This window comes from Glycomyces xiaoerkulensis (assembly GCF_002798405.1).
In the GTDB taxonomy this organism is placed as follows: domain Bacteria; phylum Actinomycetota; class Actinomycetes; order Mycobacteriales; family Micromonosporaceae; genus Glycomyces; species Glycomyces xiaoerkulensis.
The window spans coordinates 162927-187709 of sequence record NZ_PGGV01000015.1 but is presented as its reverse complement, the minus strand read 5'-3'; the positions used below and the strand labels follow the sequence as shown (position 1 = coordinate 187709).

General features: G+C 70.2%; 18 protein-coding genes and 1 pseudogene. 8 read left to right on the top strand and 11 right to left on the bottom strand.

Annotated features, from left to right (window positions below; all coding sequences use genetic code 11):
* A partial coding sequence (gene xylA, locus CUT39_RS05685; protein WP_100444653.1) for a xylose isomerase occupies positions 1-945 on the top strand: 945 nt, incomplete at its 5' end.
* A gap of 188 nt (positions 946-1133) precedes the next feature.
* Here xylA and CUT39_RS05680 read toward each other — a convergent pair.
* The 4 genes from CUT39_RS05680 to CUT39_RS05665 all read right to left on the bottom strand — a co-directional run bounded on the left by CUT39_RS05680 (position 1134) and on the right by CUT39_RS05665 (position 3827).
* Positions 1134-1697, bottom strand: a complete 564-nt coding sequence (locus CUT39_RS05680; RefSeq protein WP_100444995.1) for a GNAT family N-acetyltransferase — start codon at positions 1695-1697, stop codon at positions 1134-1136.
* A gap of 52 nt (positions 1698-1749) precedes the next feature.
* A complete protein-coding gene (locus tag CUT39_RS05675) occupies positions 1750-2235 on the bottom strand; it encodes an Imm1 family immunity protein (protein WP_157930497.1) in 486 nt (161 codons plus the stop codon).
* A gap of 519 nt (positions 2236-2754) precedes the next feature.
* The gene (locus CUT39_RS21425; RefSeq protein ID WP_100444993.1) at positions 2755-3012 is read right to left on the bottom strand and encodes a DUF397 domain-containing protein; all 258 of its coding nucleotides are present in this window, start codon (positions 3010-3012) and stop codon (positions 2755-2757) included.
* Positions 2997-3827, bottom strand: coding sequence for a Scr1 family TA system antitoxin-like transcriptional regulator (locus CUT39_RS05665; RefSeq protein WP_157930496.1), 831 nt, complete (start codon positions 3825-3827; stop codon positions 2997-2999). The genes CUT39_RS21425 and CUT39_RS05665 overlap by 16 nt, the downstream gene beginning before the upstream one ends.
* Positions 3828-4338: 511 nt before the next feature.
* On the opposite strand from CUT39_RS05665, the gene CUT39_RS05660 reads away from it, so the two are divergent.
* A complete protein-coding gene (locus tag CUT39_RS05660; protein ID WP_100444991.1) occupies positions 4339-7209 on the top strand; it encodes a BTAD domain-containing putative transcriptional regulator in 2871 nt (956 codons plus the stop codon).
* Here CUT39_RS05660 and CUT39_RS05655 read toward each other — a convergent pair.
* The 5 genes from CUT39_RS05655 to CUT39_RS05635 form a co-directional block, all read right to left on the bottom strand.
* Positions 7199-7987 carry an ABC transporter permease gene (locus CUT39_RS05655; protein ID WP_100444990.1) on the bottom strand — a complete coding sequence of 263 codons (789 nt, stop codon included), beginning with the start codon at positions 7985-7987 and terminating at the stop codon, positions 7199-7201. The genes CUT39_RS05660 and CUT39_RS05655 overlap by 11 nt on opposite strands.
* Positions 7984-8952: an ATP-binding cassette domain-containing protein gene (locus tag CUT39_RS05650; protein ID WP_100444989.1), complete on the bottom strand. Its 969-nt coding sequence runs from the start codon at positions 8950-8952 to the stop codon at positions 7984-7986. The genes CUT39_RS05655 and CUT39_RS05650 overlap by 4 nt, the downstream gene beginning before the upstream one ends.
* Positions 8953-9117: 165 nt before the next feature.
* Positions 9118-10062 carry a carbohydrate ABC transporter permease gene (locus tag CUT39_RS05645; RefSeq protein WP_100444988.1) on the bottom strand — a complete coding sequence of 315 codons (945 nt, stop codon included), beginning with the start codon at positions 10060-10062 and terminating at the stop codon, positions 9118-9120.
* Positions 10059-11048 (bottom strand): ABC transporter permease, encoded by a 990-nt coding sequence (locus tag CUT39_RS05640; protein ID WP_100444987.1) that lies wholly within the window; start codon positions 11046-11048, stop codon positions 10059-10061. Before CUT39_RS05640 ends, CUT39_RS05645 begins: the two co-directional genes overlap by 4 nt.
* A gap of 77 nt (positions 11049-11125) precedes the next feature.
* The gene (locus tag CUT39_RS05635) at positions 11126-12823 is read right to left on the bottom strand and encodes a type 2 periplasmic-binding domain-containing protein (RefSeq protein ID WP_100444986.1); all 1698 of its coding nucleotides are present in this window, start codon (positions 12821-12823) and stop codon (positions 11126-11128) included.
* 240 nt (positions 12824-13063) lie between these two features.
* Between CUT39_RS05635 and CUT39_RS05630 the strand changes: the two genes are divergently transcribed.
* The 3 genes and pseudogenes from CUT39_RS05630 to CUT39_RS21675 form a co-directional block, all read left to right on the top strand.
* The gene (locus CUT39_RS05630) at positions 13064-14314 is read left to right on the top strand and encodes an ROK family transcriptional regulator (RefSeq protein ID WP_198586901.1); all 1251 of its coding nucleotides are present in this window, start codon (positions 13064-13066) and stop codon (positions 14312-14314) included.
* Between the two features lie 228 nt (positions 14315-14542).
* Positions 14543-17371, top strand: a complete 2829-nt coding sequence (locus CUT39_RS05625) for a glycoside hydrolase family 3 protein (protein ID WP_100444985.1) — start codon at positions 14543-14545, stop codon at positions 17369-17371.
* A pseudogene (locus CUT39_RS21675) lies at positions 17368-18351 on the top strand (LacI family DNA-binding transcriptional regulator); the annotation flags it as partial. The gene CUT39_RS05625 and the pseudogene CUT39_RS21675, both read left to right, overlap by 4 nt.
* 18 nt (positions 18352-18369) lie before the next feature.
* On the opposite strand, the gene CUT39_RS21670 reads toward CUT39_RS21675, so the two are convergent.
* Positions 18370-18912 carry a M23 family metallopeptidase gene (locus tag CUT39_RS21670; RefSeq protein ID WP_100444984.1) on the bottom strand — a complete coding sequence of 181 codons (543 nt, stop codon included), beginning with the start codon at positions 18910-18912 and terminating at the stop codon, positions 18370-18372.
* A gap of 529 nt (positions 18913-19441) precedes the next feature.
* On the opposite strand from CUT39_RS21670, the gene CUT39_RS05610 reads away from it, so the two are divergent.
* Positions 19442-21064, top strand: a complete 1623-nt coding sequence (locus tag CUT39_RS05610; protein ID WP_100444983.1) for an ABC-F family ATP-binding cassette domain-containing protein — start codon at positions 19442-19444, stop codon at positions 21062-21064.
* A 20-nt stretch (positions 21065-21084) separates the two neighbouring features.
* Here the strand turns inward: CUT39_RS05610 and CUT39_RS05605 are convergent, their stop codons facing one another.
* Positions 21085-22350 carry a hypothetical protein gene (locus CUT39_RS05605; RefSeq protein ID WP_100444982.1) on the bottom strand — a complete coding sequence of 422 codons (1266 nt, stop codon included), beginning with the start codon at positions 22348-22350 and terminating at the stop codon, positions 21085-21087.
* A gap of 104 nt (positions 22351-22454) precedes the next feature.
* Here CUT39_RS05605 and CUT39_RS05600 point away from each other — a divergent pair, with 104 nt between their 5' ends.
* Both CUT39_RS05600 and CUT39_RS05595 read left to right on the top strand, forming a co-directional pair.
* Positions 22455-22709, top strand: a complete 255-nt coding sequence (locus CUT39_RS05600; RefSeq protein WP_100444981.1) for a helix-turn-helix domain-containing protein — start codon at positions 22455-22457, stop codon at positions 22707-22709.
* A gap of 164 nt (positions 22710-22873) precedes the next feature.
* Entirely contained in the window at positions 22874-24757 is a 1884-nt protein-coding gene (locus CUT39_RS05595; protein WP_100444980.1) for an ABC transporter ATP-binding protein, read from the top strand.
* The last annotated feature ends 26 nt before the right edge of the window (positions 24758-24783 follow it).

The following is a 24783-nucleotide window of genomic DNA, read 5'->3' as shown; positions in this document are numbered from 1 at the left end:
TTCCGCAAGGCCCTGGAGGAGACGGGCCTGAAGGTGACCACGGCGACGACGAACCTGTTCTCCCATCCGGTGTTCAAGGACGGGGCCTTCACCCACAACGACCGGGACGTGCGCCGGTTGGCCATCGCGAAGGTGATGCGGAATCTGGACCTGGCCGCCGAGCTGGGCGCGAAGGTCTATGTGTGCTGGGGCGGCCGGGAGGGGGCCGAGTCCGGTGGGGCCAAGGACGTGCAGTCGGCCATGGCCCGTCTCAAGGAGGCCTTCGACGTGCTCGGCGACTACGTCACCGAGCGGGGTTATGATATCCGGTTCGCGATCGAGCCGAAGCCCAACGAGCCGCGGGGGCATATCCTGCTGCCGACGATCGGGCACGCGCTGGCCTTCATCGGCCGGTTGGAGCGTCCGGAGTTGGTGGGGATCAATCCGGAGGTGGGTCATGAGGAGATGGCCGGGCTGGATTATGCGGCCGGGGTGCGGCAGGCGCTGTGGCAGGGCAAGCTGTACCACATCGATTTGAACGGGCAGACCGGTCCGCGGTATGACCAGGATCTGCGGTTCGGTGCCGGGAATGTGGGCGGTGCGTTCTGGGCGGTGGATGCGGTCGAGGAGGGGATCGCGGCCGGGCAGTATTCGGGGCCGATCCATTTCGATTTCAAGCCGCCGCGGACCGAGGACGACGACGGGGTGTGGGTCTCGGCGGCGGCGTGTATGCGCAATTACAAGATCCTGCGCGAGAAGGTCAGGGCGTTCCGTGCCGATCCGGAGGTGCGGGAGGCGCTGGCGGCCGCGCGGGTCGACCAACTCGCGGTGCCGACGTTGGCCGAGGGTGAGACCGCCGCCGACCTCAAGGATCTCCGGGTGGATGTGGATGGTCTGGCGGCGAAGGGGATGGCCTTCGAGCGGCTCGACCAACTCGCCCTCGAACACCTCTACGGCATCCGCTGACCCACCAAGAAGCCGAAACGCGATCCGGGCCCGGAGTGAAAGCTCCGGGCCCGGATCGGTATCCCGCGCCCTTTGACGGAACCGGATTCCTAACCTCTCGAGAACCCCTCAGGAGCACCCGTATACCCGATGCAGACGACGCTAAGGGGCGCGGATCGAGGTTCCAGGCGAAAACCATTAGAGGTTGATTAGAGCCCCTCGTCCCATCGCTCGACCGGCGTCGTCGGCCGGGGCGGATCGTCGAGCGAAGCGAGCTCTCGCTGCCACAGGACCACGTCGTACCAGGTCCCGAACTTGTACCCGGCCTCCCGCAGCGTGCCGACTTTGCGGAAGCCGAACGCGGTGTGCAACGCCTCACTGCCGGGATTCGGGCTGGTCGTCCCCGCCATGACGCTGCGGAAACCCTGCTGCTCCAGCAGCTTGAACAGGCGGCCGTAGAGGGCCGAGCCGACGCCCTTGCCGGTCTGTCCGTCCGCGATGTAGATGGTCGATTCGGCGGTCCAGTCGTAGGCGCCGCGCGGGTTCCAGGGCTTGGCGTAGGCCATGCCGACCACGATCCCCGCTTCCTCGGCGACCAGCCAGGGGTAATGCCCGCCGTACGTGGCGAGCTCGTCGGCCCACTCGTCCTCGGACTGGACCTCGGTGCGGAGATTCGAGGTGTCGTGGAGGATGTAGTGGTTGACGATCGCGCAGACGGCGGGCACGTCGTCGGGTCCCGCGAAGCGCACGCTGAGGGCTTCGGTGTTGCTCATGGGGAGCAAGCCTAACCGCGGCGCGGGCCGATGCGGAGGGCCTGTGACCGGGTCACCAGACGGTGCTGGGACGCCAGGAGACGATCGCGGGCCGCAGGCCGCCGGTGGCGCGGAAGTCCTCCACCGCTCGGGCCAGGAGGCTGAGGGCGATGTGCGCGTCGGAGGGGAAGGCGCTGTCGGCCTCCATGTCGCGGTAGAGCTTCACCTCCGGGTGCGGCGGGCCGTCGGTGTAGCTGACCCATGCGCCGGGGCCGTAGTCGACGCCGCCGGGGCCGAAGTAGGCGAGCGCCCCGATCTCGGTCTCGGGATCGGTGGCAATTTTGAGACCGTGATCGGGCCGCCCGCCCGGCTCATACCCGGGGCGGTCCCGGACCAGGGCCGTCGGCACCTGGACCAGTTCGACCGCCATGATGGTGGCGATGGCGGCGGCGACTCCGTCGGGGTCGCACGCGAGCAGGATCTGCGGGCCGGAGTCGGTCCGGATCCTGAACTCGGCGCAGTATCCGGCGATGCGGGCGCTCGCAGGACCGGCGCTCATCGGGGGCGCTCCTTCCGCAACAGGAGGGTCTGGCGTGACGGAGTGTGGATCGTGCTGGGAATCGACTTGAATTGCCATGTCGGCCACCGCACCTCATCATGTCGGGTTTGTGTCAACGACAGTACGTGCGTGAACGCGCTATATGAGCGATGAGTCGGAAACTTGACACTAATGCATGGATGCGTTGCGGCAACCTGTTGATGCAGATTTCAGATTCCATTGAGGAGACTATTAGGCAAGAAACCTGCCGACTTACGGTGATTTCGTCCTGACGGAAATCGTTGGGGCCCAGGCCGAATCATTCCAGAAGTCGCGCGTGCAACCGCCTGCAGTCGATGAGCGTGCGCGAAGAGTAGTGGCGCTATCCCACTAGCGGCTTTGTGGAGTCCGACAAGGGCAACCCTCCGTAAGGGTGATTGTCCGCTGCCGACCGATAGGCGGAATCCGCGGTGAAGTCCAATGGGCAAACCAAGGGGCGCGTCCCGGCGGGACGCGCCCCTGCTGGATGTTCGTGCGCGCTCAGGCGCGGTGGGTCGAGCGGAGGAGGCCGGCGAAGTCGGAGGGGTCGAGGTCGAAGACGGGGGAGTCGTCACCGAGCTTGGAGTCGCGAAGGTGGAACCCGTCGTCGGCACAGAGGGCCACCTCGACGCAATTGGTATTGTTCCCGGCACCGCTGCGGGTGCTCTTTCGCCACGTCCGACGAATCTCGACGCAGCTAGTGTTGTTGCCTGCTCCGCTGCGGGTGCTCTTCCGCCACGCGGTCACGTCTGTCGCCATCGCGGGTAGTCCTCGATTCGGATCGATCGCTTCAACCATGTCTTCGGGAACTCATCGTAACGCCCGACCCTGACAGGATCGGCGATGCACAAAGTTGAATCATAGCCTTCGGTGTAGACGAAGGGAGGGCCTGCATACTTGCTGTTCCCCCGCTTGTAGATCTCGAGGGTGTTGTGACCTGTGGGAACAGGTTCGGTGAGGACGCGGATCTCCCAGCCCGGGACCTCGGCGGATTCGATGAGGTAGTCGAGTTCTTCCTGGTAGAGCTCTTCGGATGCCTGCCTGAGCTGAAGCAGCGTCGATTCGCTGAACATGAACTGGACCAACGGTCCGTCCTGACGAGATTCGAGGGCCTTGCGGCGCTCGACCTTGAAGGTCCAGCCGTTGTCGATGTACTCCTGTGAGCTGCCCGGTTCGGTCCCGCTGGCGAACTCGTAGTGGTAGCGCTCGTTCTGCAGCGGACCGGGGATGAGGATGGCGTCCCACTTGAAGATCTCGCCGAAATACTCCTCGCCGGCAGCGAGGAAGATGGCATTGAGACGCATATCCGCCTCCACGGCGTGGCCGTTCTTCCTCGCTACCGCGACCATCGTCATGTACCGGACGAACTCCTCGTCCATGCCGACCGCTCGGCAGAGCGGTTCGAGGATCGAGAGCGGGATGTCGTGCCGGCCCAGCTCCCAGGCGCGGATCGTGTCGTCAGAGCGGAAGATTCGGTCGCCGATTTCTCGCTGGCTCAGTCCCGACAGGATCCGATACTTCCTCACCAAGGTCCTGATGAGCCACCGGCCGGTGTCCTCCGCCTGCGCCGTCATGCGTCTCGCCTCTCCCGAATGGATTGATCGTGCGAATTGAACCATCAATATCGCACAGTCCATTTCCGTTGTGAAGCACCGGAATGTCCGACCGTGAACTGATCGGGGCGAGTTATTCACGGTCGAATGCTCAAGGCGCAGAGTGCCAAGCGGCCGAAGACGTCGCCGGTTATCTATTTCTGACCTGCGAGGACTCTTCTGCGGAATTCATCTGTGGCGCGGATCGAATTCCGAGCGGCCTCACCGATCCAGTCGTGGATTCGGGAATGCGAGTCTCATTGCCGGAGGAAGTCTCCCGGATTCGTTCAGTCGGGTTTCTGACAGTCTGAAACGGACTCGCTCCTGATTCGATTACACCTCGTAATCGCCATCGCGTGCCCGTCCTCGGGAGCTCGGCAGCGGCGGCCAGTCTGATGCGCATCGGTTCAGTGTGCGGAACCCGCACTCCGGCGGCAACCCGGTTTGCCGCCGCGGGCACACGGTTCGCCTCCCCTGAAGGCAAGATTGAGGCATGCGCATCGAGCTGCTCGGACCGCTCCGGACGCTCGACTCCTCCGGAGCCGAGATCACCGTGCCCGCCGGGCGGCAGCGCGCCCTGCTGGCCCGGCTCGCACTGGACCCCGGCCGGGTGGTCCCGGCCGCCTCCCTCATCGACGCCCTCTGGGCCTCGGCACCGCCCGCCAACGCCACCGGCGCCCTCCACACCCAGGTCTCCCGACTCCGCCGCCTGCTCGGCGACGACCTGGAGAGCACCTCCGGCGGATACCGGCTCACCGGCACCACCACGGACATCGAGGACTTCGAGCGGCTCGCCGCCGACACCGAGGCGGCCTCCCGGTCCCGGTCGGCCGGGTCCGTACGGCGGCACGCGGAGCGAGCGCTGCGGCTCTGGCGCGGCCCGGCGCTCGGCGACGCCGCCGACTACGGATTCGCCGACGCGGCCGTCACCCGGCTCATCACCCGACGCGAAGCCGTCGCCTCGCTGCTCATCGAGGCCCGCCTGGAACTCGAAGGCGCCGAACCGGTGCTGGGGGAGTTGGCGGCCCGGTCCGCGGCGGACCCGCTCTCGGAGGCCGACGCGGCGCGCTACATGCGCGCCCTGGCCGCCGCCGGGCGGCAGGCCGAGGCGCTGGCCGTGTACGAGAAGGTCCGCTCCCGCCTCGCCGACGAGCTCGGGGTCGATCCGTCGGCCTCGCTGTCGGCCGCGCACCTGGACGTCCTGCGAGGCGTCGAGCCCGCGCCCGCGGCCGACCCGCCGAGTCACCTCCCGGAGCCGCTTACCGCGTGCATCGGCCGCGAGTCCGACACCGAGGCCCTCCTGTCGCTGATCGACGCGAACCGGCTGGTCACCCTCACCGGTCCCGGAGGCACCGGCAAGACCCGCCTCGCCGTCGAGATCGCACACCGGATCGAGGACGGCGGCCTACCGGTCCGACTGGCGGAGCTGGCCTCGCTCGACGACGCCCGCCGACTGCCGGAAGTTCTGCTCGAAGCCCTGCACGTCGGCGAATCGATCCTGTCGCGCGGCCACGGCGACACCCGGGAGCGCCTGTTCGAGGTGCTCCGCAACCGCGAACTGCTACTCGTGGTCGACAACTGCGAGCACCTCGTCGACGGCGTCGCCGCGCTCCTGGCCGAGCTGGTCGCCAAGGCGCCCAAGCTGCGCGTGCTCACCACCGGCCGCGAAGCCCTCGGCATCACCGGCGAAGCCGTGTACGCGCTCGGGCCGCTCGGCCACCCCGGAGGCGACGCCACCACCGTCGACCCCGAATCCCAAGCGGCCGTCCGGCTCCTCCTCGAACGCGGTCACCAGTCGGATGCGTCGTTCCGAATCACCGGCGGCAACGCGCCGCTGGTCGCCCGGGTCTGCTCGGCGCTCGACGGCCTCCCGCTGGCCATCGAGCTGGCCGCCGCCCGCCTGCGCACCATGAGCCTGGAGGAGATCGCCTCCCGCCTCGACGACCGGTTCAGCCTGCTCAACCGCGGCGACCGGACCGCGGCGCCCCGGCAGCGCACCCTGCGCGGCGTGGTCGACTGGAGCTGGGACCTGCTCCAGCCGCACGAGCGCCGCGTCCTGGCCCGGATGTCGGTGTTCGGTGGCGACGCCGAACTGGAGGCCGTCACCGCCGTCTGCTCGGCATCGGTCGACGCCGTCGCCGACCTGGTCGACAAATCACTGGTCCAGCGGTTGCCCGGCGGCCGCTACCGGCTGCTGGAGACCGTCCGCGAATACGCCTCCGAACGGCTCGCCGAGTTCGGGGAGACCGCTGACGCCTACCGTGCCCACGCCGACCACTTCATCGGACTGGCCGAGCGCGCCGAACCGCACCTGATGCGCGCCGAGCAGGTTGAATGGCTCCGGCGCCTCGCCGCCGACCACGCCGAACTGGTCGCGGCGATCCGCCGCATGATCGCGGCCGGGGACGCCGACCGCGCCGGTCGGCTCGTCGCGCCGCTGTCCTGGTACTGGTGGATGCGGGGCCACCGCGACGAGGGCACGGAGCTGGCCCGGCGGGTCCGCGCCATGGACGGCGGGCTCGACCCGGCCCACCGCGCCAAGGTCGCCATGTCCGGCACCTGGGGCCTGTGGTCGGGCGTGCTCGACCCCGAGGAGATCGACGCCGGATGGGAACTGGCCGAACGCCTCGCCGAGGAGCACGGCCTGTACGAGACCGAGCCGCTCACCAAGATCGTGCCGGTCCTCCGGGCGCTGCTGGCCGGGGACGCCGAGGCCCTGCGCCGGGCCGGAGCGCGCCTCGACGGCGAGCGGGACGCCTGGGTGAAGGGCATCTACCTGATGATCGTCTCCGACTTCACCGCCCGGGAAGGGGACCGGGACCGGGCCACGGCCGAGCTGCACGAGGCCCTGGCGATCTTCGAGTCGATCGGCGAGCGGTTCGGGCTGGTCACGACCCTGCAGGCGCTGGCCTTGGACGACGAGGCCCGCGGCGACCGGGCGGGGGCGGCCCGCCTGCTGGCGCGGGCGCTCCGCGCCGAATCCGAGTTCGGGGCCGAGATCACCTCGTCGGTGATCATCGACCAGGTATGGCGCCTCGAGGCTACCTACGGCGACGACCCCGAGGCGACGCTGGCGAAGCTGCGCGCCGAAGCCCGGCGGGCCGCCGACGTCGGCGCCTTGGAGAACGCGATGTCGGCGCGGATCTCGGCGGCCTCCTGCCTGCGCCGCCTGGGGCGGACCGCCGAAGCCCGCGACGAGCTGCTGGCCGCCGAGTCCGACCGGCCGCGGTTCGTGGAACTCTCGGAGGTCTCGAATCGGCTTTACCGGGTGCTGGCCGAAGTAGCGGGCGACCTCGGCGACGCCGACTTGGAACGCCGGGCCGCCGAGGTCGCCGAGTCGTCGCAGTGGCCGTTCAGCTCGTGAGCTTGCGCCGGTAGGCCCGCAGCGACAATGGCACGAACACGGCCACGGCCGCCGCGCACCAGGCCAGCATCGCCGCCAGGTCGCCGCCCGGCGACCCGCCGGCCAGCAGCGCGCGCATGGTCTCCGACAGCGCCGTCATCGGGTTGATCTCGGCCCACCACTGGACCGCGCCCGGGAGCGTCTCGATCTCGATGAACGCGCTGGAAGTGTAGGCCAGCGGCATGAGCAGGGCGATCATCCAGGTCTGGATCTGGTCCTCGGTCCGGGCGGTCAGGCCGATCAGCACCATGGACCAGGAGGCGCTGAACAGGAACAGCAGCACGACCCCGACGGCCGCGAGCACGCCGAGGACGCCGCCCTCGACCCGGTAGCCCATGGCGAACGCGACCCCGCCGACCACCAGCAGCGCCCAGGCGTGCCTGACCATGTCGGCGCCGACCCGTCCGGCCAGCAGCGCGAATCTGGAGACCGGCATGGCTGTGAGTCGGTCGAACACGCCCGCCTTGAGGTCCCCGAACAGACCCAGCCCGGTGGCCGGGATGGCGAAGAACAGGCCCATGACGATGATCGTCGGCCCGGCGTACTGCAGGAAGTCCTGCCAGGTCCCCATCATCTGCCCGCCCATGAAGAACGTGATCGACAGCAGGATCATCAGCGGGATCATGAAGAACTCGATCAGGGTGGCCGGGTTGGACCGGGTCGAGGCCAGCGTGCGCGCCGCCATCGACGCCGACTGCGCCAGCGGGCCCCGGCGGGTCTCCCATGTCGTGTCGGTCATAGCGCCGCCGCCTCCCTTTCGGTCTCGCCGGCTGCCTCGGCCCGGTGGCCGGTCAGGTTCAGGAACACTTCGTCGAGCGTGGGCTCGTCGACGCCGAACGAGGCCAGGTCGATCCCGGCCTGCGTCACCCGCGCCATCACGGCCGTGGCCTCGCCGGCGTGGCCGACGGGGACGACCGCCCGGCCCTCCTCGATCTCGGCCCTGGCGCCGATCGTCCAGTCGGCCAGGTCGCGCAACTGCGGCAGCGCCTCGGTCCGGACCGGCTCCAGGCGCAGCACCAGGCCGCCGACCGCCTGCTTGAGCTCGCCGGGGGTGCCGGAGGCGATGACGCGGCCGGAGTCGATGACCGCGATCGAGTCGGCCAAATGGTCGGCCTCCTCCAGGTACTGGGTGGTGAGCAGCACCGTGGTGCCCTCGGCGACCAGCTCGCGCACGAGCTCCCACAGCCTGCTGCGGCTGGCCGGGTCGAGCCCGGTGGTCGGCTCGTCCAGGAACAGCACCTCGGGCCGCCTGACGATCGAGGCGGCCAGGTCGAGGCGGCGGCGCATGCCGCCGGAGTACTTCCCGGCCGCCCTGGTGGCGGCCTCGGTCAGCTCGAACCGTTCGAGCAGCTCGGCGGCGCGGGCCTTGGCCTTGGCGCGGGATGCGCCCAGGAGCCGGGCCAGCAGCACCAGGTTCTGCTCGCCGGTCAGGTCGGGGTCCAATCCGGCGTACTGGCCGGTCAGACCGATGCGGGAGCGGACCTCGCCGGCGTGCTCGGCCACGTCGAGGCCGAGCACGCGGGCGCTGCCGCCGTCGGAACGGGTGAGGGTGGACAGGACGCGGACGGCGGTGGTCTTGCCCGCGCCGTTGGGGCCGAGCACGCCCAGGACCGTGCCCGGCGGGGCGGTGAGGTCGGCGCCGTCGAGGGCCCTGACGGCGCCGAACGTCTTCACCAGCCCTCTGACTTCGATCGCATGCTGCATGGTGGAACCTTTCCGATGTCTTGCCAGAACGGCTCCAGCGTGCGGTGCGGGCCTTTCATCGCGCTTGCACGCGGCTTGCATCCGGGGCGGTGCGGCGGAAGGGGGCCGCGCCCCTGCCCCGGCGCGGCCCCCTTCCGGTTCCCTCCTGAGTCCGGTCTTCGCGGTTCAGCCTTTGACGGCCCCGGTGATGACGGCCTTCGAGAAGTGCTTCTGGATGAACGGGTACATGATCACGATCGGCAGGATCGTGCAGATGACGACGGCCATCTTGATCGAGGTGTCCGGGGCGACCTCCTGCCCGGCCGCCCGCAGGTCGGCCATGGCCGCGTCCTGGCCGGGCAGACCCGTGGTGGTGAGGATCGCCCGCTGGAGCAGGACCTGGATCGGCTGTTCGTCGAGGCTGGGCGTCAGCAGTACCGCCTGGAAGTAGATGTTCCAGTAGAACACCGCGTAGAACAGGGCGATGACGGCCAGGATCGCCTTCGACATCGGCAGCACGATGCGGAACAGCGTGCGGAACTCGCCGGCGCCGTCGATCCTGGCGGCGTCGATGAGCTCGCGCGGCACGCTGTTCATGAAGAACGCGCGCAGCACGATGAGATTGAAGGCGTTGAACGACATCGGCAGGATCAGCGCCCAGAAGGTGTTCAGCAGGCCCAGGTTCTTGACCACCAGGAACGACGGCACGATGCCCGGCTGGAACAGGAAGGTCAGCAGGATCAGCATCAGCAGCGGCCGGTGGAACAGCGTCCCCGGCCGGGAGAGCCCGTAGGCGGCGCCGATGGTGATGACCATGCTGACGGCGGTGCCGATCGCGGTGATCTGGGCGGTGTAGAGCAGCGAACTCGTGAATTCGCCGCCGCCGAGTACCACCTTGTAGGCCTGGAGGCTCAGGTCGGTCGGGAGGAAGACCATGTTGCCGCCGGCGTCGGTGAGCGCGTCCTCGGTCGACAGGCTCGTGACGATGATCGTCCAGATCGGGATGATGACGGCGGCCGCGTATGCGGTCAGGAAGGCGGCCTTGGTGAACTTCGCGAACGGGGACGGCTCCTCGTCCCAGGCGGCCCGCCTGCGGGAGCCGTTCCGGCGGGGCGTTGTGATAGCGGTCATGACTTCCTGTAGATCCCTTGTTCTCCGAGGCGGTGCGCGACGTTGTTGGCGACGAGGATGAGGATGAGGCCGATTACCCCCTTGAACAGCCCTGCCGCCGTCCCGTAGGACTCGCTGAGCGCGCCGGGGCCGAACGTCTTGAAGTAGACGAAGGTGTCGAGCACTTCTGTCGAGGACCACCCGACCTGCGTGCGCTGCACCAGGTACTGCTCGAATCCGACGCTGAGGATCTGTCCGAGTTGGAGGATCACCAGCAGTACGATGACCGGCCGGATCCCCGGCAGGGTGATGTGCCACAGGCGCCTGGCCCTGCTGGCGCCGTCGACGGCGGCCGCTTCGTACAGGTTCGGGTTGATCGAGGCCAGCGCCGCCAGGAAGATGATCATCCCCCAGCCGGCGTCCTTCCAGGTCCACTGCATCCAGGCCAGGAACAGGAAGCTGTCGGCCGATCTGGTGATGTCGAGGCGGTCGGCGCCGAGCGAGAGCGCCCACTGGCTGAACAGGCCGTTGGGGCCGAGCACCTGGGTGAAGATGACGACCACCAGCACCCAGGAGAAGAAGTACGGCAGGTAGACGATCGACTGGAAGGTGTACCGGAGCCGGCTGGAGACCATGCCGTGCATCAGCAGCGCCAGGGTGATCGACAGCGGGAACACGAACAGGAGCTGCGCGGTCGCGAATTTCAGCGTGTTGCCCAGCGCGAGCCAGAACTGGTCGTCGGCGAACAGCATCTGGAACCAGGTGAATCCGACGATCGGGTTGTCCCACACCGACCGGAACGGGCTGTAGTCCATGAACGCGATGACGTTGTAGAGCGAGGGGTAGTAGAAGAACAGGCTCAGTTGGACGACCGCCGGGAGGGTCATCGCCAGCAGTGGCCAGTCCTGCCTGAACCGGTGGGAGAACTTGCGCTTGCGGTAGACGCGCCGGACGCCGGCGCCGGCCGGCGCCGGCGAGGCCACTCGGGGGGACGTGGTGTTTGCCATGGTGCCTTCGCTGGGTGGAATCGGTGGAATGGGCCGGTGGCGTCCGGGGCGGGCCGCGGCCCGCCCCGGTGCGGCCGCTAGGAGTGCAGCGAGTCGTAGGCGGACTTGAACAGTTCGCGGTCGGCGTCGCCGCCGTCGGCCTTCCACTGCTCGAGCGCGTCGTCGAAGGCGGACATCTCGGCGCGGCCGTGGATGATGTCCTCGACGATGCCGTCCATGGTCTGGCCGGCGGCCGAGCCGGCGGCGGAGGCCTCCATGCGCAGGCCCTCGAACTGGTTCTCCGCCATATACTGCAGGGCGTTGGCGTTGTAGTCGAACCGGGTCTGGACGACCTCCTCGTGGCCCTGGAGGAAGAATTCGGTCTTGCCCGACATGGCGGTGTAGGCCAGCGAGTCGTTCTTGGTGTCGTTGCCCTGGTCGGTGAAGGTCGGGCTGCCGTCGTCGCCGTACTCGAAGTGGGTGCCCTCGACGCCGTACTGGATGAGTTCGAACTCCTTGGTGCCGATCGGCGCCGCGCAGGCGTTGGCGACGTCCAGCAGTTCCTCGATCTGCTCGACCTCCATGTCCTGGCGGAAGAACAGCCAGCCGGAGACCTCGGTGGAGTAGAGCACCTGCGGTTCGTTGCCGTTGTAGGCCAGGGGCGGCAGCGGCGCCATCTTGAAGTCGGGGTTCTCGCCGGTGCCCCAGTCGGGCATCCAGTCGTAGGCGCCCCAGCCGTTCTGGTCGATGAGGATGTCGCCGGCGACGAAGGCGGCCGGGGCGTCGAGAGCGTCGGTGCCGACGTCGGGGTGCTGGAGCTTCTCCTCGACCAGGGTGCGGCGGAAGTCGATCCAGTCGCGGTACTCGGGCCGTTCGTAGTCGTGGAGCATCTGGTCGCCGTCCTGGCGCCAGCCGTGGCCGCCGGCCAGGCCGAACCAGGCCGGGGAGAACCAGTCGGTGCCGCCGAAGGCCCACTTGCCGGCGGGGTCGTCGCTCCAGGCGCGGGCGAGCTCCAGCAGCTCCTCGATGTTGGTGGGGACTTCGAGCCCCGCCTCCTCGAGCAGGTCCACGCGGTAGAAGCAGGCGTTGGAGGGGCCGCCCTCGAAGATCCACGGGACGCCGAAGATGCGGGCGGTCTCGGCCTGGTTCTCCGGGTCGGTGGACCAGACCGAGTTCGCCCAGGCCTTGGTCGGGCGGGCGGCCAGCAGCGGCCAGCGGTCGGAGATGTCGCCGGAGACGATGTCGGTGATGTCGGCGAAGCGGTTGATGACCGTCTCGCCGAAGTCGGTGTGGTCGTCGCGGGCGTTCCAGGAGGGGATCATGATCGCGTCGCCGAAGTCGCCGGCCTGCAGCCAGGTCACCGAGGCCTCGCCGTAGGTGTTCCCGTCGATCTGGTCGAACTTGATCTTGGTCCCGCCGGTGGCCTCCTGCATGACCTCCCAGTAGGGGTCGTCGGAGTCCATGACCGGACCCCAGTTGGGGACCCGCACCGTGTATTCGCCGCTGTTGCTCGGCTTGTCGGTGACCGCCTCGACCACGGGCCGGGGGTACTGGAGGAAGGCGCTCGGGTGGTTCGGGGGCTCGCCCACCAGGTCGGGCTGGTAGGGCAGCTCGTAGGGGACGTGCTTGGGAAGGATCTCCAGGCCTTCGCTCACCGACTGCGAGCCGCCGGTGTCGGAAGTCACGTCACCGCAAGCGGAGAGGGCGGGCAGGCCGGCGGCACCTGCGGCGCCGAGGCCGGCCGCCTTGAAGAGGGAGCGGCGCCTGAACGGCGACTTGCGGGAGGGAGTAGCCACGTTGCTGTCCTTTCGAATGCTTGAAACTCGTGAGGGTCGAGGGGTTGCCGAGCCAGTAGTTAGTTCGGCTGCTCGATAAACTAAAGTAGCGCACGGTGATGGCTCACACAAGACGGGGGGTTCCCAGAACCGATTCCGGATCGGTCACGATTCGGGAGAGCAGCCGCCCCCGAGGGGCCTGCTGACAACGGGTCGTCGCCATCGATCAGAATGGGCCACAGGTTCAGGGAGGCTGTACACATGGCGATGCGCATAGCGGCGAAGGCCGCGGGCCGAGGCGGCGGGGCGGAACTCGGGCCCGGACGGCCCAGGCGCGCCGACTTCACCGACGTCCGCGCCAACAACCTCGGGTACGTCCTGCGTCAGGTCCGCGCCGAGGGGCGGTGCTCGCGGGCCGATCTGGCCGCCAAGACCGGATTGAACAAGGCCACCGTATCGAGCCTCGTGGCCGAGCTGATCGAACGCCGGGTGCTCCGCGAGTCCGGGTCGGTCATCGGCAACATCGGGCGCCCGGCCGTGCTGCTGAGCGTGGACACCGGCTACTACGCCTCCCTCGGCGTCGAGGTCAACGTGGACTACATGACGCTGGTCGCGGTCGACCTGGAGGGCAACCGGCTCCTGTCCTGGCGGCGCGCCCACGACGGCGCCGGCTCGACCCCCGGCAAGTCCGTCTCCGCCCTGGCCGGCCTCGCCAAGCGCGCGGTGGACAAGATGGACTCCGAGGGCCGCCAGATCCTCGGCCTGGCCGTGGCCGTGCCCGGGGCCATCGACCACAAGGGCGTGGTGGAGGACGCCCCGAGGCTCGGCTGGAGCGATTTCGACCTGACCTCCCGGCTGCGGCGCGCCATGCGCGACCCCGAGTACGCCGTCCTGGTCGACAACGACGCCAACCTCGGTGCCGTGGCCGAGCACCGCTTCGGCTCCCACGCCGGGGTGGCGGACATGCTCTACCTCACCGGCGAGATCGGACTCGGCAGCGGCCTGATCGTCGACGGCGAGCTGCGTCGCGGCGCCGGCGGCTTCGCCGGCGAGATCGGCAACCTCCTGATCGAGGTGGACGGCCGCACCGGGCAGGTCGACGACCTGGCCAGCATCCGCGCGGTCCTGGCCGCGATCGCCGAGGCCGACCGGATCGCCGGCACCGAAGTGGAGGCCGAGGTCGAGGACGTCGTCACCCGCGCCAGGGCCGGCGACGAGGCCGTGATCGCGGTGCTCGAACGGGTCGGCCGCGCACTCGGCGCGGGCCTGTCCTGCGCGGTGGACCTGCTCAACCCCGAAGTGGTCGTCCTCGGCGGCCACTTCCCGGCACTGAGCCACTGGCTGGTGCCGACCACCGAGGCCGAACTGCACGCCCGCGCCCACCCCGCCAGCGCCGGGAACGCCCGCATCGTCGTCTCCGACCTCGGCCACGAGGCCCCCGCCCTCGGGGCCGCCACCGGCATCCTCAACGACATCGACGCCGGCCTCATGCCCACCCCGCTCGGCTCCTGAACCGGTCCGTTCCCGAACCGTTACCCCAACCATCGCCGCAGGTCGAAGCCCGATTGCCGCGATCGGCCCCGGGCCGCGGCACCGGCCGGTCCTTGACGCCCGCGCCCGCGCGGGTGTAGAAAACTCCTATTCCTGAATCGAAGCGCTTCGAAAGGCGCAACGGACCCGACCGCCCCGATAATCGAAGCGCTTCGACACGACAGCGACGTCCAGCAAGGAAGTCCCGCCATGACCCTCACCGACCCGCCTCCCGCCTACCGCGACCCCGGCCTCCCCCGCGCCGACCGCGTCGCCGACCTGCTCGACCGCCTCACCCTCGAAGAGAAGCTCGGCCTGCTCCACCAGTACCACCGCCCGATCGAACGGCTCGGCATCGGACCGTTCAAGACCGGCACCGAAGCCCTCCACGGCCTCGCCTGGCTCGGCGAAGCCACCGTCTTCCCCCAGGCGGTCGCCCTCGGCGCCACCTGGAACCCCGACCTGGTCGAACGGGTCGGCGCGGCCGTCGCCGACGAGCTGCTCGACTACCACCGCCGCGACCCGGTGCAGGTCGGCCGCAACGTGTGGGCCCCCACCGTCAACCCGCTGCGCGACCCCCGCTGGGGCCGCAACGAGGAGGGCTACTCCGAAGACGCGTGGATGACCGGCCTGCTCGGCTCGGCCTACGCCCGCGGCCTCAAAGGCGACGACGGCCGGAGGTGGAAGACCGCCCCGACCGTCAAGCACTTCCTCGCCTACGGCAACGAGGCCGACCGCTGCACCACCTCCTCGAACCTCCCGCCGCGGGTACTGCGCGAATACGAGTTCGCCGCCCACCGCCCGGCACTGGCGGGCGGCGACGCCGTGGCGGTCATGCTCTCCTACAACCTCGTCAACGGCCGCCCCGCCCACGTCACCCCGCTGGTCAACGACGAACTGCGCACCTGGACCGACGACGAGGTCCTCATCGTCTCGGACGCCTACGCCCCGAACAACCTCGCCGGCCTCCAGGGCTACTTCGACGACCTCCCCACCGCCTACGCCGCCGCCGTCAAAGCAGGCCTGGACTCCTTCACCCAGGACGACGACCGGCCCGAGGCCGTCCTCGGCCACCTCCGCACCGCCCTGGAACGCGGCCTGATCGACGAGGCCGACATCGACACCTGCGCCCGCCGCAACCTCACCGTCCGCTTCGGACTCGGCGAGTTCGACCCCGACCGGACCCGCACCGGCGCCGACGACGAAACGGTCGACTCCCCCGAACACCGCGCGCTGGCCCGCGAGACCGCCGCCCAGTCGATCACCCTGCTCAAGAACGACGGACTCCTGCCGCTGCGCGAACCGGAGTCGATCGCCGTGATCGGACCCCTGGCCGACACCCTCATGGAGGACTGGTACTCCGGCACTCTCCCGTACGCCGTCACCGCCCGCGCCGCCCTCGCCGAACGCGCCGACGTCCGCAGCGGCGAAGGGGTCGACCGCATCCGGGTCCGCCACCGCACCGGCTACCTCACCGCCGCCGGTCCCGGGCCCCGCATCGGCGACACCACCGGCGCCGCAGCGCAGTTCGACCTGTTCGACTGGGGCGGCGGGGCCTACACCGCCCGCTCGGTCGCCACCGGCCGGTACCTCGCCGGCCGCCCCGACGGCACCGTCACCGCCGACTCGCCCGGCCCCGCCGAATGGGACGTGACCGAGACCTTCCGCATCATCGAAGTCGACGGCGGCAAGGTCGCCGTCCAGCAGATCCACCGGCCCGAAGACGACGAGGCCGGCAAGTGGCTCGCCGTCGCCGACGACGGCCGCATCACCCTGACCGCCGACCCCGACCGGGCCGCCCCCTTCGACTTCGAGTTCGTCGCCTCCGGACGCGAATCCGCCGCCGCGCTGGCCGCCGAGGCCGACCTCGCCGTGGTCGTGCTCGGCGACCACCCGCTGGTCAACGGCCGCGAGACCGAGGACCGCACCGACCTCGGCCTCCCGCCCGCGCAGGAAGGCGTCCTCCGGGCCGTCCGCGAAGCGAACCCGAACACGGTCCTGGTGATGTCCTCGTCGTACCCGTTCGCGCCGGTCTGGGCCGCCAAACACGTGCCCGCGCTGGTGTGGTCGGGCCACGGGGGACAGGAATGGGGCAACGCGCTCGCCGACGTCCTGTTCGGCGACCGCGACCCCGAAGGGCGGCTCCCGCAGACCTGGTACACCGACGCCGCCGAACTGCCGGCGCTGCTCGACTACGACATCGTCGCCTCCGACGCGACCTACCTCTACTACCTGGGCCAGCCGCTGTACCCGTTCGGGCACGGCCTGTCCTACGCCGACTTCGAGTACGCGAACCTCACCGTCGACCGCGAGCACGCCGCCCCCGGCGACGAACTGAACGTCACCGTCGAGGTGACCAACGCCGGCGACCGCGACGGCGTCGAAGTCGTCCAGCTCTACTCGCACCAGTGCGGCTCCCGCGTCAAGCAGCCGCTGCGGCAGCTCCGCGGCTTCGAGAAGCTCCGCCTCGCCGTCGGCGAGACCCGCACCGTCGCCTTCCGCCTGGCCGTCGACGACCTGGCCCACTGGGACAACGTCACCGGCCGCATGATCGTCGAGAAGAGCCGCCAGCGCCTCATGGTCGGCCGCTCGGCCACCGACACCGTGCAGTCGGCGTCGGTCCGCGTCGACGGCGAGGTCGTCGGCGCCCGCGACCTGTCCGCGCCGCTGGCCGCGGCCGCCAACGACGCCTACTCCGGCGTGCTGTGGCGCGACGGGACCCGCGAACGCGGCGACGTCATCGCCGCCCGCCACGCCGGAGGCTGGCTCATGTTCGGCGACTGCGACTTCTCCGCCCGATACGGCACCGTCACCGCCCGCGTGTCCGGAGCCCCCGCCCAGCTCACCCTGCGCGTCGACGACCCCCTCGACGGCGACGTCCTCGCCAAGCTCGACACCCCGGCCACCGCCGGCGTCTACGACTACACCGACGTGACCGTCGACCTCGCCGACGCCGAAGGCGTCAAGGACCTCTACGTGACCTTCGAGAACGGAGCGGCCCGCCTGGCGTCGCTGCGCTTCGGGCGGGCGGGCTCGTGAACGCCGGCCGCGGGGTCACCATCGCCGACGTCGCGGCGCGGGCCGGAGTCGCCACCAGCACCGTCTCCTACGTGCTCAGCGGGAAGCGGTCGATCTCGCCCGACACCGCCCGCCGCGTCATGGACGCGGTCGCCGAGCTCGGCTACCACCCGCACGCCGGAGCCCGCTCCCTGGCCTCCCGGAAGGCCGGCGTGGTCGCGATGATGCTGCCGCTGCGGCGCGGCATGCACCTGCCGGTGCTGATGCAGTTCGCCTCCGGCGCCGTCACCGAGGCCCGCAGGCACGACCAGGACGTCCTGCTCATGACCGCCGACGAAGGCCCGGCCGGACTCGCCCGCGTCGCCGCCTCGGCCATCGTGGACGGCCTGATCCTCATGGACGTCGAAGTGCGCGACCGGCGCGTGGAGACCCTCCGCCGCCTCGGCCTCCCCAGCGTCCTGATCGGATTCCCCGCCGACGCCGAGGGACTCACCTGCGTCGACCTCGACTTCAGCGCCGCCGGCGCCGAATGCGCCGACTACCTCATCGAACGCGGCTGCCGCGACATCACCCTCCTCGGCGCACCCGAAGCGGTGTACGAACGCCGCACCGGCTTCGCCGAGCGGGTCCGCTCCGGCTTCCTCGACCGCGGCCGGACCGGCGCCCGCACCCGGGCCAGGGCCTGCCCCGACGAGGCGGTCGCCGTGCAGCGCAGCGTCAAAGAACTCCTGGCCTCCCGGCCCGACCTGGACGGCCTCGCCGTCCACAACGAGTCGGCCGTCCCCCACGTCATGCACGCGCTGGCCGACGCCGGCAAGCGGGTGGGCCGGGACTTCCACGTGGTCGTCATCGGCCCCGACGAGGTCGCCGAGCGCGTCCACCCGCAGTTGCCGTCGGTGCTGGTGCCCGCCGAGGAGCTCGCCGAGATCGCCGTCGGCCACCTGATGCGCAAGCTCGGCGGCCTCCCGGTACCCGAGGCGACCCTCGTCGAACCGCGGCTGACGCGGCGCGACCGGGTCTTAGACGCCCCGCTCGGCCAGCCAGGACAGCGGCTCCACCTGGGTGCCGTTGATCCGCACCTCGAAGTGCAGGTGCGGCCCGGTCGAGTTCCCGGTCGACCCGGTCAGCGACAGGTGGTCGCCGGGACCGACCTGCTGGCCGACACCGACCAGGATCTGGGAGGCGTGCGCGTAGGCGGTCTCGACGCCGCCGCCGTGGTCGACGATCACGAGGTTGCCGTATCCGCTCATCCAACCCGCGTAGGTCACCTCGCCGGCGCCGACGGCCCAGATCGGCTCGCCGCTGGCGTTGCCGTAGTCCACCCCGGCGTGCAGGCGGCCCCAACGCTCTCCGTAGTTGGAGGTGATCGCCGCGTTGGACGGGGAGATCCACTCCGGCTCGGGTTCCGGCTCCGGCTCCGGTTCGGGCTCGGGCTCCGGCTCGGGGATCTCGGCGGCGTCGGGCTTGTCGACCTCGGAGGCCTTGGCGGCCTCCTCCGGGGCCGCCTCCCGCTCCTCGGCCTCGGCCTCGGCCCGCTCCCGGGACTCGGTCTCGGCCCGCATCTTCGCCTGGATCGTGTCGATCACTTCATCGACCTCAGTGGAGGCCTTGCCGATATCGACCGACTCGGTCGCGGCCGACCTGGTTGTTTCAGTGGCGGCGCCGCTCCCGGTCAGCGTCGCGAGCACCGAACCGGCCGTGACCGCCGCCGCCAGCCCGGCGGCGGCGAACCGCAGCGCGTGACGGCGGCGGCGGTTCCGACGGATTCGGAAAGCTGCTTCACTTCGGGGGGAGCGCACACGGCTGGGGGAATAGTCGTTGATGCTCATAGTGCGGCGAAACCTACCTGTGCCGATTCCGACACCAAGCCCATGACCAGGCGATACAACTCGCAGACCTGAACTCTTGTAGAACATTTCCGGACACGGAGCCTTCGCGGACTCCCCCAAAAGGAGGAAAGGGACTCACCAAACGTGTCCGAGCCGATACCTCAGGTGTCGTCGGCGACAGGGACATGACCGTGACCGACGTCGCCGCCTAGACTTGACGGGTCTGCCCGTTCCGGGAACCCACCCCACCGTGAGGAGTGCCATGATCACCGCCAGCGGCCTCGAGCTGCGCGCCGGAGCGCGCATCCTCCTGACCGGGGCCGATCTGCGCGTGCAACCCGGCGACCGTATCGGCCTGGTCGGCCGCAACGGCTCCGGCAAGACCAGCACGATGAGCGTCCTCGCCGGCCTCACCCAGCCCTACGCCGGCCACGTCGAGAACAACGGCCCCTTCGGCTACCTCCCGCAGGACCCGCGCTTCGCCGACCTCACCCAGACCGCGACCGACCGCGTGCTCTCGGCCCGCGGCCTCGACCGGCTCCTGGCCGACCTCGCCAAAGCCGAAGCCGCCCTCGCCGAGACCGTCGACGACGCCCACCGCGACAAGCTCATCCGCCGCTACTCCCGCCTCGAAGAGCAGTTCGCCGCCCGCGGCGGCTACACCGCCGAAGCCGAGGCCGCCCGCATCTGCTCCAACCTCGGCCTCGAAAACCGCGTCCTCGGCCAGACGCTCGAGACCCTCTCCGGCGGCCAGCGGCGCCGCGTCGAACTGGCCCGCATCCTCTTCGCCGACGACGGCGACGGCATCCTCCTGCTCGACGAGCCCACCAACCACCTCGACGCCGACTCCGTCACCTGGCTCCGCGGCTTCCTCGCCTCCCACAAAGGCGGCCTGGTCCTGATCACCCACGACGTCGAACTGCTCGACGAAGTGGTCAACAAGGTCTGGTACCTCGACCCGACCCGCTCGGCCATCGACGCCTACAACCTCGGCTGGACCGCCTACCAGCGCCAGCGCGCCGAAGACGCCGAACGCCGCCGCCGCGAGCGCACCAACGCCGAGAAGAAGGCCTCCGCGCTCACCCGCCAAGCCGCGAAACTCGGCGCCAAAGCCACCAAGGCCAAGGCCGCCAAGAACATGATCCGCCGCGCCGAAGCCATGATCGACGACCTCGAAGACGACCCGCTGGCCGAGAAGGTCGCCGACGTCCGCCTCCCCAAACCCGCCTCCTGCGGCAAAGTCCCGCTCACCGCCGGCGGCCTGTCGAAAGGCTACGGCTCCCTCGAGGTCTTCACCGGCGTCGACCTCGCGATCGACCGCGGCTCCCGAGTGGTCATCCTGGGCCTCAACGGCGCCGGCAAGACCACCCTCCTGCGCATCCTGGCCGGCTCCCTGGAACCGGACACCGGCGAGGTGACGCCCGGTCACGGCCTCCGCGTGGGCTACTTCGCCCAGGAGCACGACACGCTCGACCACGACGGCACCGTCATCGAGCAGATGCAGTCGGCCGCCTCCTCGTCGGGCGCGAACGACCTGACCGAGACCGAACTGCGGAAGATCCTCGGCGCGTTCCTGTTCCCCGGCGACGACGTGTACAAGCCGGTCGACGTGCTCTCGGGCGGGGAGAAGACCCGCCTGGCGCTGGCGAGCCTGGTCTGCTCGGGCGCGAACGTGCTGCTGCTGGACGAGCCGACCAACAACCTGGACCCGGCCAGCCGCCGGCAGGTGCTGGAGGCGGTCGACGGCTTCGGCGGCGCGATCGTGATGGTCACCCACGACCCGGGCGCGGTCGAGGCTCTGCGTCCGGAGCGGGCGATCCTGCTGCCGGACGGCGACGAGGACCTCTGGTCCGAGGAGCTGATGGAACTGGTCGAGCTGGCCTGAGGTCCCGGTTCGGGCCGAGCTCAGCCGGAGTACATCAGCACCACCGCGGCGCACGCGCCCGCGGCGGCCAGCGGCAGCGGGGCCCGCACCAGCCGATTCCGGCGGCCCTCGGCCGCCGCCGGCAGGCTTCGCGTCGGCTTGGCCGGCGGCGCGGTGGCCGCGACCACCAGCCAGGGGCACAGCGCCACCCATCCGTATTCGGGCCGCTCGAGGCCGGTCCCCGACAGCGGCGCCAGCATCAGCGCCAGCAGCGGTCCGCTCATGAGGGGCCATGCCGCGCTCGAGCCGAACCGCCGCAGGCTCTGCACGATCGCCGGGCCGCACGCGGCGCACGCCAGCGCCGGCATCAGCAGCAGCCACCACAGTTGCCCCGGGTGCGAGGCGATCTCGCCGATCGCGGCGTTGTAGGTGTCGGCCAGCCCCGCCGGCCAGGAGTATCCGAACGCCGCGGTCAACGCCAGCACCGCCAGCGCCCCTCCGGCCGTCCCCAGGATGTGCCAGGGCCGCCGCCGCGCGAAGTACAGGCACAGCAGCGACACCGCGAACCATGCCGCGCCGTACGACAGCAGCGCCGCGCCCCCCAGCAGCCCGCCGGTGGCCGTGGCCTGCCGGAGGGCGTCGAAGCCGCGGACCCGCCGTTCCGAGGCCATCGCGCCGGCCGCCAGGGCCGCCGCGCACGCGGCGGCGGAGACCCCGTCGAGGCCCAGCGTCGTCCAGGCCGCCCAGGGGCCGAGGATCAGCACCGGCGCCAGTGCCCGCGCCGCGACCGGCCCGCACACCGACTTCACCGCGACCAGTCCCAGCGGGACGGTCAGACACGACAGCGAGATCACCGCGATCGCCAGGCCCGCCTGCGAGCCGGTGAGGGCCACGAGCTGCTCCAGCGCCCGCTGCGAGCCGGGGGTATCGGCCGGCGCGGCCTCGGGGGCGACGTTGGTGTGCAGCGCACCCGACCACGCCAGTGAGGCCAGATAGGACAGGACCAGCACCTGGTTCCACGGCATCCGGGCCGCGGCCGGGCGCGAGGCGACGAACAGGACCGCCCCCGCCGTCAGCGGTGCGACCACCATGCCGGCGGTGACGTGCAGCGACAGGTCCTGCGCCGGCCACCACGGCAGCGTCGCCGGACCGACCACATCAGAGGCGCGGGCCGCCACCGACGCGAGTGTCAGCGTCGCCACCAGCAGTGACAACCAGATCACGATGTCGCGCAGGCGGTGGTGGCGGACGCGCCCCTGGGCGAGGCCGTCCACCTGCCCGGTGAACTCGGTCTGAGGCGCGGTCATGTCCAGAAACTATCGGGTATCCGACAGAAGGAACCGTCGGGCGGGGGAAATCCGGCAAACTTCACAAGACATTTCGATCACCGTCCGTACTCAGGGAAGGACACATGGCCCCTGACGCTGCCGCACCCCGCACCGGAACCGACCCCGATTCCTCCAGAACCGATCCGAACCGGCAAGTCCGCGGCGACGAACGCCGCGAACTGACCGAGTACGTCACCGCCGAATACCTGAAAGGGCAGAGCATCCGGGATATCGCCTCCACCATAGGCCGCTCGTACGGGTTCGTGCACCGACTATTGACCGAGGGCGGCGTCGAGCTTCGAACCCGCGGCGGCGCCCGCAAACGCTCCCGACGCTGAAGCGCGCTCCGGGGCGCGTCCCGGCCCGGCCGGTCACCCGGGCCGGGCGCGAAATAAACCGGCTCGCCTTCCATGTTGTGATGGAGCACCAGGAAGCGAGACCGGGGCCCGGTGCGCGCCGCGCCACCGGGCCCTGCAGAGCCGGGAGGGCCCGAGTGGCATCAATGGGAGGCGCCGGATGGGAAGCCATGCGCTCCATGCGGCGAGGCGACGACCTCAAAGGCGTCAAGCTCAGCCGCGACATCAAGCGCCGCATCCTCCGATTCGCCCGCCCCTACGCCCGAGACATCGCGATCTTCCTGCTCCTGGTCACCGTCACCGCCGCCATCGGCGTCGCCACCCCGGTCCTGGCCGGAGACATCGTCAACGAACTCACCGGTCCCGACGGCACCCGCCGCGGCGTGCTCCTCCTGGCCGGCGTCATCGCCGCCCTGGCGGTCTTCGAAGCCGCCGTCACCCTGGTCAACCGGTGGTACAGCGCCCGCCTCGGCGAAGGCATCATCTTCGACCTGCGCCGGGCCGTGTTCGACCACGTCCAGTCCATGCCGGTCGCGTTCTTCACCCGCTCACAGACCGGCGCCCTGGTCTCCCGGCTCAACAACGACGTCCTCGGCGCCCAGCGCGCCTTCACCACGACGCTCTCGGGCCTGGTCTCCAACGGCATCGCCGTGGCGCTGACGCTCGGCGTGATGTTCTTCCAGTCCTGGCAGATCACCCTGCTGTCGCTGATCCTGGTCCCGGTGTTCATCGTCCCGGCCAAATGGGTCGGCCGCAGGCTCGCCTCGCTCACCAAGGAGAGCTACGACCTCAACGCCGCCATGAACACCCAGATGACCGAGCGGTTCAACGTAGGCGGCGCCATGCTCGTCAAGCTGTTCGGCCGCCCCGAGGTCGAGTCGACCGAGTTCTCCGACAAGGCCGACCGGGTCCGGTCCATCGGCGTCACGACCGCGATGTACGCGCGCACCTTCATCGTGGCGCTCACCCTCGTCGCCGGCCTGTCCCAGGCGGTCGCCTACGGCGTCGGCGGCGTCCTCGTCTTCGGCGGCCAGCTCACCGCCGGCACCGTGGTCACCCTCGCGCTCCTGCTGACCCGCCTGTACGGGCCGCTGACGGCCCTGTCCAACGTCCGCGTCGACGTCATGAGCGCGCTGGTGAGCTTCCAGCGGGTCTTCGAGGTCCTCGACCTGCGGCCGCTCATCCGCGAGGCCGAGGACGCCCGGGAACTGCCCGAAGGCGCCGCCTCGATCGCGTTCCGCGACGTCCGGTTCCGCTACCCGGGGCCCGACGAGGTGTCCTTGGCCAGCCTGGAGGACCTGGCCCGGCCCGACCTCGGCGACAACGGCCGCGCCGTGCTCGAAGGGGTCTCGTTCACCGTCGACCCCGGCGAGCTGGTGGCGCTGGTGGGGCCCTCCGGCGCCGGGAAGACCACCGCCGCGAACCTGGTGCCGCGCCTGTACGACGTGAGCGGCGGCGCCGTCGAGGTCGGCGGGGCCGATGTGCGCGGGCTCAAGCTGTCCTCGCTGGCCGACCGGATCGGCATGGTCACCCAGGACGCCCACCTGTTCCACGACACGGTGCGCGAGAACCTGCGCTACGCCCGGCCCGGGGCGACCGACGACCGGATCTGGGCGGCGCTCGACCGGGCCAGGATCGGCGAGGTGGTGCGCCGGCTCGACTCGGGGCTCGACACGGTCGTCGGTGAACGCGGCTACCGGTTCTCCGGCGGCGAGAAGCAGCGGCTGGCGATCGCTCGGGTGCTGCTCAAGGCCCCGCCGATCGTCATTCTCGACGAGGCCACCGCGCACCTGGACTCGGAGTCGGAGGCGGCGGTGCAGCACGCGCTCGACACCGCCCTGGAGGGCCGGACGTCGCTGGTGATCGCCCACCGCCTGTCGACGGTGCGTCGGGCCGACAAGATCCTGGTCCTGGAGGCGGGGCGGGTGATCGAGACCGGCACCCACGACCAACTGGTCGCGCAGGGCGGCGTCTACGCCGAGCTGTACCGGACGCAGTTCTCCGAAACGGGCGAAACGACAGTGAATTGAATCACAAAAAAGGGTGGAAAATTCAG

What these genes read in the sequence shown, in the direction of transcription:
- CUT39_RS05680 (WP_100444995.1), bottom strand. Translation starts at nt 1,697, where the DNA reads ATGAGCAACACCGAAGCCCTCAGCGTGCGCTTCGCGGGACCCGACGAC.
- CUT39_RS05675 (WP_157930497.1), bottom strand. Translation starts at nt 2,235, where the DNA reads ATGAGCGCCGGTCCTGCGAGCGCCCGCATCGCCGGATACTGCGCCGAG.
- CUT39_RS21425 (WP_100444993.1), bottom strand. Translation starts at nt 3,012, where the DNA reads ATGGCGACAGACGTGACCGCGTGGCGGAAGAGCACCCGCAGCGGAGCA.
- CUT39_RS05665 (WP_157930496.1), bottom strand. Translation starts at nt 3,827, where the DNA reads ATGACGGCGCAGGCGGAGGACACCGGCCGGTGGCTCATCAGGACCTTG.
- CUT39_RS05660 (WP_100444991.1), top strand. Translation starts at nt 4,339, where the DNA reads ATGCGCATCGAGCTGCTCGGACCGCTCCGGACGCTCGACTCCTCCGGA.
- CUT39_RS05655 (WP_100444990.1), bottom strand. Translation starts at nt 7,987, where the DNA reads ATGACCGACACGACATGGGAGACCCGCCGGGGCCCGCTGGCGCAGTCG.
- CUT39_RS05650 (WP_100444989.1), bottom strand. Translation starts at nt 8,952, where the DNA reads ATGCAGCATGCGATCGAAGTCAGAGGGCTGGTGAAGACGTTCGGCGCC.
- CUT39_RS05645 (WP_100444988.1), bottom strand. Translation starts at nt 10,062, where the DNA reads ATGACCGCTATCACAACGCCCCGCCGGAACGGCTCCCGCAGGCGGGCC.
- CUT39_RS05640 (WP_100444987.1), bottom strand. Translation starts at nt 11,048, where the DNA reads ATGGCAAACACCACGTCCCCCCGAGTGGCCTCGCCGGCGCCGGCCGGC.
- CUT39_RS05630 (WP_198586901.1), top strand. Translation starts at nt 13,064, where the DNA reads ATGGCGATGCGCATAGCGGCGAAGGCCGCGGGCCGAGGCGGCGGGGCG.
- CUT39_RS05625 (WP_100444985.1), top strand. Translation starts at nt 14,543, where the DNA reads ATGACCCTCACCGACCCGCCTCCCGCCTACCGCGACCCCGGCCTCCCC.
- CUT39_RS21670 (WP_100444984.1), bottom strand. Translation starts at nt 18,912, where the DNA reads ATGCGGGCCGAGACCGAGTCCCGGGAGCGGGCCGAGGCCGAGGCCGAG.
- CUT39_RS05610 (WP_100444983.1), top strand. Translation starts at nt 19,442, where the DNA reads ATGATCACCGCCAGCGGCCTCGAGCTGCGCGCCGGAGCGCGCATCCTC.
- CUT39_RS05605 (WP_100444982.1), bottom strand. Translation starts at nt 22,350, where the DNA reads ATGACCGCGCCTCAGACCGAGTTCACCGGGCAGGTGGACGGCCTCGCC.
- CUT39_RS05600 (WP_100444981.1), top strand. Translation starts at nt 22,455, where the DNA reads ATGGCCCCTGACGCTGCCGCACCCCGCACCGGAACCGACCCCGATTCC.
- CUT39_RS05595 (WP_100444980.1), top strand. Translation starts at nt 22,874, where the DNA reads ATGGGAGGCGCCGGATGGGAAGCCATGCGCTCCATGCGGCGAGGCGAC.